A 5,246-nucleotide genomic window follows, 5' to 3' on the forward strand; every position below is an offset into this window, starting at 1 on the left:
CCTACATCGCATTTCAAAAAGACTTTTTAAGATGGATGCTATCTGACGGTGCCTCGGCTTTTTTGCTAACGGATCAACCTAATGAAACAGGATTAAGCCTGCGGATTGATTGGATAGAAGGCGTCTCCTACGCCAACCAAATGGAAGCCTGCATGTATATGGGCGCCGAAAAGCTTGCAGATGGGTCGTTAAAAGGCTTTATGGATTTTACTCCCGAAGAAATCATGACCAATTCTGTCTTCAGCATCAAACAGGATATTACTTTGCTGAGTGATAACATTATTAAATTGGGGGGCATAAAAATCAAAGAAATCTTCGAACGGAGGGGGCTCAGCGCCGGTAATATTGACCATTTCTTACCGCATATCTCGAGCAACTTTTTCAAAAGCAAGATCTATGATATGATTGAAGAGTACGGCGGCGGCATTCCTTATGAAAAATGGTTCATTAATTTGTTTACCGTTGGAAACGTTGGGGCGGCATCCGTGTACCTGATGATAGATGAGCTTTTTAAAAGTGGAAAACTAAAAAAAGGAGAGAAAATTCTATTGCTCGTCCCGGAAAGCGGGCGCTTTTCCTATATGTATGCGATGTTAACTGTTTGCTGAAATTTACCCCTTCAGCTACCGCTATGAAAAAAGATGAAGTACCACAGGACCTGAGTTCGCTCGGCAAAATCACGCAAGAGATTTGCTATGCCACGGACAGTAGCGGTAAATATGTTACCGCACTCAGCAGCGGCTGGGAGGTAAAGATCAAAGCGCTGGATGTGGCCTGGGCCGATATTGAAAAACGGATTGAATCTGCGAAGCAGCAAGTGCTTAACAAACAAGCCAGCCCCCTGTTGTTCTTCATGGAATACAGGCTGATGGATATCAGTATTTTAGCAGATTACACCGGTTTTTGGAAATGGCAGATCAAAAGACATTTAAAACCAAAAGTATTTCATCAGCTGCCAGCTAAAAAGCTGGAAAAATACGCCGCCGCGTTTAACATCAAGGTTAAAGACCTCAAAAATATGATTATAAATGAAGATTGAGTTCGAACACCACCAGGCAGCACATTGTGAATCGGGTGTTACCAGTAATTTACTAAGAATCAGCTCGCAGGGAAAGATCACCGAACCGATTGCGTTTGGCATTGGCGCCGGGTTGTTTTTCGCCTATATTCCATTGATGAAGATCAATAATGGTCCGGCTATCGCATTCAGGACCCTGCCGGGACATATTTTCAACCGGACATGCCAATCATTGGGCATATCGGTGATCAGGAAAAAATTCCGCTCACCGGCAAAAGCAGAATCATTTTTACGCGAAAGCCTGAACAACGGACACGCCGTAGGTTGCCAGGTTGGGGTTTATTATCTCCCCTACTTCCCGAAAGAATATCGCTTCCATTTTAATGCCCACAACATTGTAGTTTATGGCAGGGAGGAAGACAATTACCTGGTGAGCGATCCCATTATGGAAAGCACCAACATTTTAGATTCTTACCAGCTGGAACGCGTTCGTTTTGCGAAAGGGGCACTTGCTCCAAGGGGACATCTTTATTTTCCTGAACATGGGCCCGCTATCAGCGACGAACAAATCAAACATGCCATTAAAAGCGGGATTAAAAAAAATGTGCGCAACATGCTTGGCATTCCATTCAGTTTTGCGGGGGTAAAGGGCATAAAAGCTACCGGAAACAGGATAAAAAAATGGCCAAATAAGCTGGGCTTGCAAAAAGCAGGTTCATACCTGGCACAAATGGTACGGATGCAGGAAGAGATTGGTACCGGTGGCGGCGGCTTCCGCTATATTTATGCTGCTTTTTTGCAGGAAGCTGATGCCTGGCTGCCTGGCAAGGGTTTGGCTGCCGTTTCGCGCATGTTTACCCAGGCAGGCGATTTGTGGCGCACGGCGGCGGTTCAAGCCTCCGGAATTTACAAAGGAAGAATAGGCAGCCAGCAGGATTTCGACGTGATGGGAAATTACCTGGTCGAGATCGCTGAATTAGAGAAAGAAGCTTTCCTTGTTTTAAAGAAAATAAAATGGTAATAAAGCATCTCCCGGCAATTGACATACAAAATATGGGCTTCCGGTATCAGGGAAGTTCCGGCGTTATTTTTTCCAATCTAAATTTAAAAGTTGCGAAAGGCGAACGGTTCGGCTTATTCGGCCCTAACGGGGCAGGCAAAACCACGCTGATCAGTTTAATGACTGGATTACTCAGGGCTGATGAAGGTCATATCAGGCTTTTCGGTCACGATATCGGCCAAAAGCACGTTGAGGTGAATCATCTTTTCGGTTTTGTGCCGCAGGATTTTTCTTTTTACCAGGAACTCAGTCCGGTTGAAAACATGGAATTTTTCGGCGCCTGGTCGGGTCTTGATAAGCAAAAGATCAGGAAAAGAACCGATGAATTGCTGCATATTTTGGGGCTGGAAGAAGTTAGAGATAAACCAGTTGAAAAATTCTCCGGCGGTATGAAACGCAGAGTGAATTTGGCGATAGGCGTCATCCATGAGCCGGAAATATTGTTTTTAGATGAACCGACCGTTGGTGTGGATGTACAAACCCGGCACGCGATCATCGACTATCTTTTAGCATTAAATAAAAATGGTACCACGCTGATTTACACCTCGCACCAGTTAAGCGAAGCAGAAGGCTTATGCCAGCAGGTAGCCCTGATGGACGATGGTAAAATTATAGCCCATAACAGCCTCAACGGCTTGCTGGAAGGGTATAACGAGGACAACCTTGAACATTTATTTTTAAACTTAACCGGAAAGGATTACAGGAACGATGTTTAAACTCGGGGCGACCATCTTAAAAGATATAAGGATCCTCTGGAGGGATAAAGTAGGCCTCAGCCTGATGTTAGCGATGCCTATTATGCTGGTTATTGTGGTCACTAATATACAAAACAGCACTTTTCAACTAGTCGATAAAAACAAACTACCTATCCTGATCAATCGCCTGGATACCGGAGAGGCGAGCCGGCAGTTGATCACTTCTATTAATAAAATTGGCATGTTCAAAGTATTGCAGATTTACGGCATCCAAAACGAACAATCCATGTCAGACGCGATGCATGCGAAAGATGCGATGCTTGGACTGATCATCCCGGCAAATTTCTCATCGAAGGTGGCGGCCAAAGCAAACAATATCGCAGGCAAGGCCCTCAAAAGTTTTGGATTAGAAGGAGGAACACTTAAACCGGCCGGCGATGTTGACCCGCTTACGCTTTATTATAACCCTGTTTTGCAGGAATCCTTAAGGTTGTCTGTGGCAGGGGCTGTAAGAAGCGCATTGCAACTGGTGGAGAGCAGGGAAACCTTACGAAGTCTGTATTTTTCGATCAACGAAAAACCAATGCCCGAAAATCTGGAAAACGAAATGCTGAACAATCAAACGGCGATCAAGGAAATTCCGGTGTCAAAAAGCGGTACCCGTATCGCGCCAAATGCTACACAGCACAACGTGCCCGCCTGGACGATTTTTGCCATGTTTTTTGTCATCATGTCATTGGGCGGTAGTGTGGTTAAAGAAAAAATAAGCGGCAGTTTTATCAGGTTAAAAACCCTGCCCACCAGTTACCTGGTAGCTATCCTGTCAAAACAAATCACTTTTCTGTTCGTGACCATGGTACAGGCGGTTGTTATATTTTCGATAGGGATCTGGCTGTTCCCGCTGATGGGTTTACCGGGGCTTAACTTGCCTTCGGATCTGCTAGCCCTCGTGGTGATTACCATTATTTGCGGCTGGTGCGCAGTAAGCTATGCCATTTGTGTAGGGGTATTTTCAGAAACCCAGGAACAGGTAAATGGTTTTGGAGCAGTCTCTATCGTTATTTTAGCCGCTATTGGGGGCTTGATGGTTCCCAGTTTTGCTATGCAGGGCTTTTTCAGAAATGCGGCCAACTTCTCGCCGATGCACTGGTGCCTCGAAGCTTATTATACCTTATTCCTGGAAGGGGGAAAACTAAAAGATATCTTAAACAATATTGCCCCTTTAATTATTATTACGCTACTACTTCAGGCCGCTACTTTTTGGGGGCTGAAGCGAAAAAATTTAATTTAAACACCTCATGGATAAAGCAACCTTAAAAGAACAATTAAAAAGCCAGATCATACAATTCCTTAACCTTACTGACCTCACAACGGTCGACATCAAAGATGACGAACCCTTATTTGGCGACGGACTCGGGCTGGACTCGATCGACTCCCTTGAATTGATCGTTTTATTAAAAAAGGAATACGGCATAAGTATCAAAGATCCAAGGGAAGGCCGTAAGATCCTCGTTGATGTGAATACCATGGTGGATTATATCAGGGAGCATCAAGGAAAATAATGCTTCACAGTGCTAAAAACGTCCCCTGAAATTTAAAATACACCAACTCCGCATTGGTTAATCTGGCAGTTATTTTTATTTGGCTTTCAGCAAGTTCCTTGTGTACAATATCCAAATTCACTGAGCTGGTACTCTCCGGCCCGATCACCAGCATAAATTTCAAATATTCTGCCTTTTTTAAGCGCAAACAAGCACCCAGGGCCTTTTCCAATACTTCTTTCACTATTTGCAGCATGCAGGCGCCGGGGAGTACGGGATGCCCGGGGAAATGCCCTTTAAATATATGGCAATCTTTATTGATCGCCAGCACGGCTTTAAGCACACCGTCATGGCGTTCCAGCTTACTGATCTTAAATAAAGCATTGTTTATAAACTGCATGTGAAAATTTAAATTGCCGAAACCAGCATTAATGAATGATATATTTTTTGGTAATGATTATAGATCAATATTTTTTTAGGCATGGTATTCAAAACACTTTTTTCGACGACTACCTCAGGCACCATTCTATGTTTGATGATATTGACCGCCAGCCACAGTGCAAAAGCCGATGCGGTTGGATACTCCCCGCATAAATGTTTGTAGTTAACTAAATTGATCGTCTTAAAAATGGTCAGGTTTAATCGCTCATAGATATCGTCATGTGCGGTATCCCCGCTTTTGCCAGTAATCACCAGGTCAATGTCAGTGATCGCTAAATTGTTTTCTGCCAGGAATAACCGCACTTTTTTCTCCAAATTTTCCGGGCTGCCGGGTTTATAAATAGTTCGGATGGCTAGGAGCTCCGCAAGGTTTTTTTCGGAAGATTTATCGCTTAACAAAAAAAATGCAGCACCCTCTCCTCCTATTGTTCCTCTGGTTCGGGGTTCATACAGGTGGAGGTTGGAACAGGGCAAGCGTTTATAAAGGCCCA

At 44.2% G+C, this 5,246-nt stretch carries 8 protein-coding genes; 6 read left to right on the plus strand and 2 right to left on the minus strand.

Annotation, left to right across the window (positions count from 1 at the left end):
• The 6 genes from QZY09_RS07970 to QZY09_RS07995 form a co-directional block, all read left to right on the plus strand.
• The coding region (locus QZY09_RS07970; protein ID WP_295670707.1) for a 3-oxoacyl-[acyl-carrier-protein] synthase III C-terminal domain-containing protein at positions 1-608 on the plus strand (608 nt) is incomplete at its 5' end.
• Between the two features lie 23 nt (positions 609-631).
• Positions 632-1,039: a hypothetical protein gene (locus tag QZY09_RS07975; protein WP_295670709.1), complete on the plus strand. Its 408-nt coding sequence runs from the start codon at positions 632-634 to the stop codon at positions 1,037-1,039.
• The gene (locus tag QZY09_RS07980) at positions 1,029-2,039 is read left to right on the plus strand and encodes a BtrH N-terminal domain-containing protein (RefSeq protein WP_295670712.1); all 1,011 of its coding nucleotides are present in this window, start codon (positions 1,029-1,031) and stop codon (positions 2,037-2,039) included. The genes QZY09_RS07975 and QZY09_RS07980 overlap by 11 nt, the downstream gene beginning before the upstream one ends.
• Complete coding sequence (locus tag QZY09_RS07985; protein WP_295670715.1) at positions 2,033-2,794, plus strand: ABC transporter ATP-binding protein; 762 nt, start codon at positions 2,033-2,035, stop codon at positions 2,792-2,794. Before QZY09_RS07980 ends, QZY09_RS07985 begins: the two co-directional genes overlap by 7 nt.
• The gene (locus QZY09_RS07990; RefSeq protein WP_295670719.1) at positions 2,787-4,064 is read left to right on the plus strand and encodes an ABC transporter permease; all 1,278 of its coding nucleotides are present in this window, start codon (positions 2,787-2,789) and stop codon (positions 4,062-4,064) included. The genes QZY09_RS07985 and QZY09_RS07990 overlap by 8 nt, the downstream gene beginning before the upstream one ends.
• 7 nt (positions 4,065-4,071) lie before the next feature.
• Positions 4,072-4,335 carry a phosphopantetheine-binding protein gene (locus QZY09_RS07995; RefSeq protein ID WP_295670722.1) on the plus strand — a complete coding sequence of 88 codons (264 nt, stop codon included), beginning with the start codon at positions 4,072-4,074 and terminating at the stop codon, positions 4,333-4,335.
• A gap of 4 nt (positions 4,336-4,339) precedes the next feature.
• On the opposite strand, the gene QZY09_RS08000 is transcribed toward QZY09_RS07995, so the two are convergent.
• Together QZY09_RS08000 and QZY09_RS08005 are read right to left on the minus strand one after the other, a co-directional pair.
• Positions 4,340-4,714, minus strand: a complete 375-nt coding sequence (locus tag QZY09_RS08000; RefSeq protein WP_295670725.1) for a hypothetical protein — start codon at positions 4,712-4,714, stop codon at positions 4,340-4,342.
• 8 nt (positions 4,715-4,722) lie between these two features.
• Positions 4,723-5,246 (minus strand): hypothetical protein (locus QZY09_RS08005; protein WP_295670728.1); only part of this gene is annotated, 524 nt, incomplete at its 5' end.

The sequence above is a fragment of the uncultured Mucilaginibacter sp. genome (assembly GCF_903913935.1).
In the GTDB taxonomy this organism is placed as follows: Bacteria; Bacteroidota; Bacteroidia; order Sphingobacteriales; family Sphingobacteriaceae; genus Mucilaginibacter.

Bases quoted from the DNA above. Each gene is read 5' to 3' on its own strand.
- QZY09_RS07990 (WP_295670719.1), top strand. From the start codon at position 2,787: ATGTTTAAACTCGGGGCGACCATCTTAAAAGATATAAGGATCCTCTGG.
- QZY09_RS07975 (WP_295670709.1), top strand. From the start codon at position 632: ATGAAAAAAGATGAAGTACCACAGGACCTGAGTTCGCTCGGCAAAATC.
- QZY09_RS07985 (WP_295670715.1), top strand. From the start codon at position 2,033: ATGGTAATAAAGCATCTCCCGGCAATTGACATACAAAATATGGGCTTC.
- QZY09_RS07995 (WP_295670722.1), top strand. From the start codon at position 4,072: ATGGATAAAGCAACCTTAAAAGAACAATTAAAAAGCCAGATCATACAA.
- QZY09_RS07980 (WP_295670712.1), top strand. From the start codon at position 1,029: ATGAAGATTGAGTTCGAACACCACCAGGCAGCACATTGTGAATCGGGT.
- QZY09_RS08000 (WP_295670725.1), bottom strand. From the start codon at position 4,714: ATGCAGTTTATAAACAATGCTTTATTTAAGATCAGTAAGCTGGAACGC.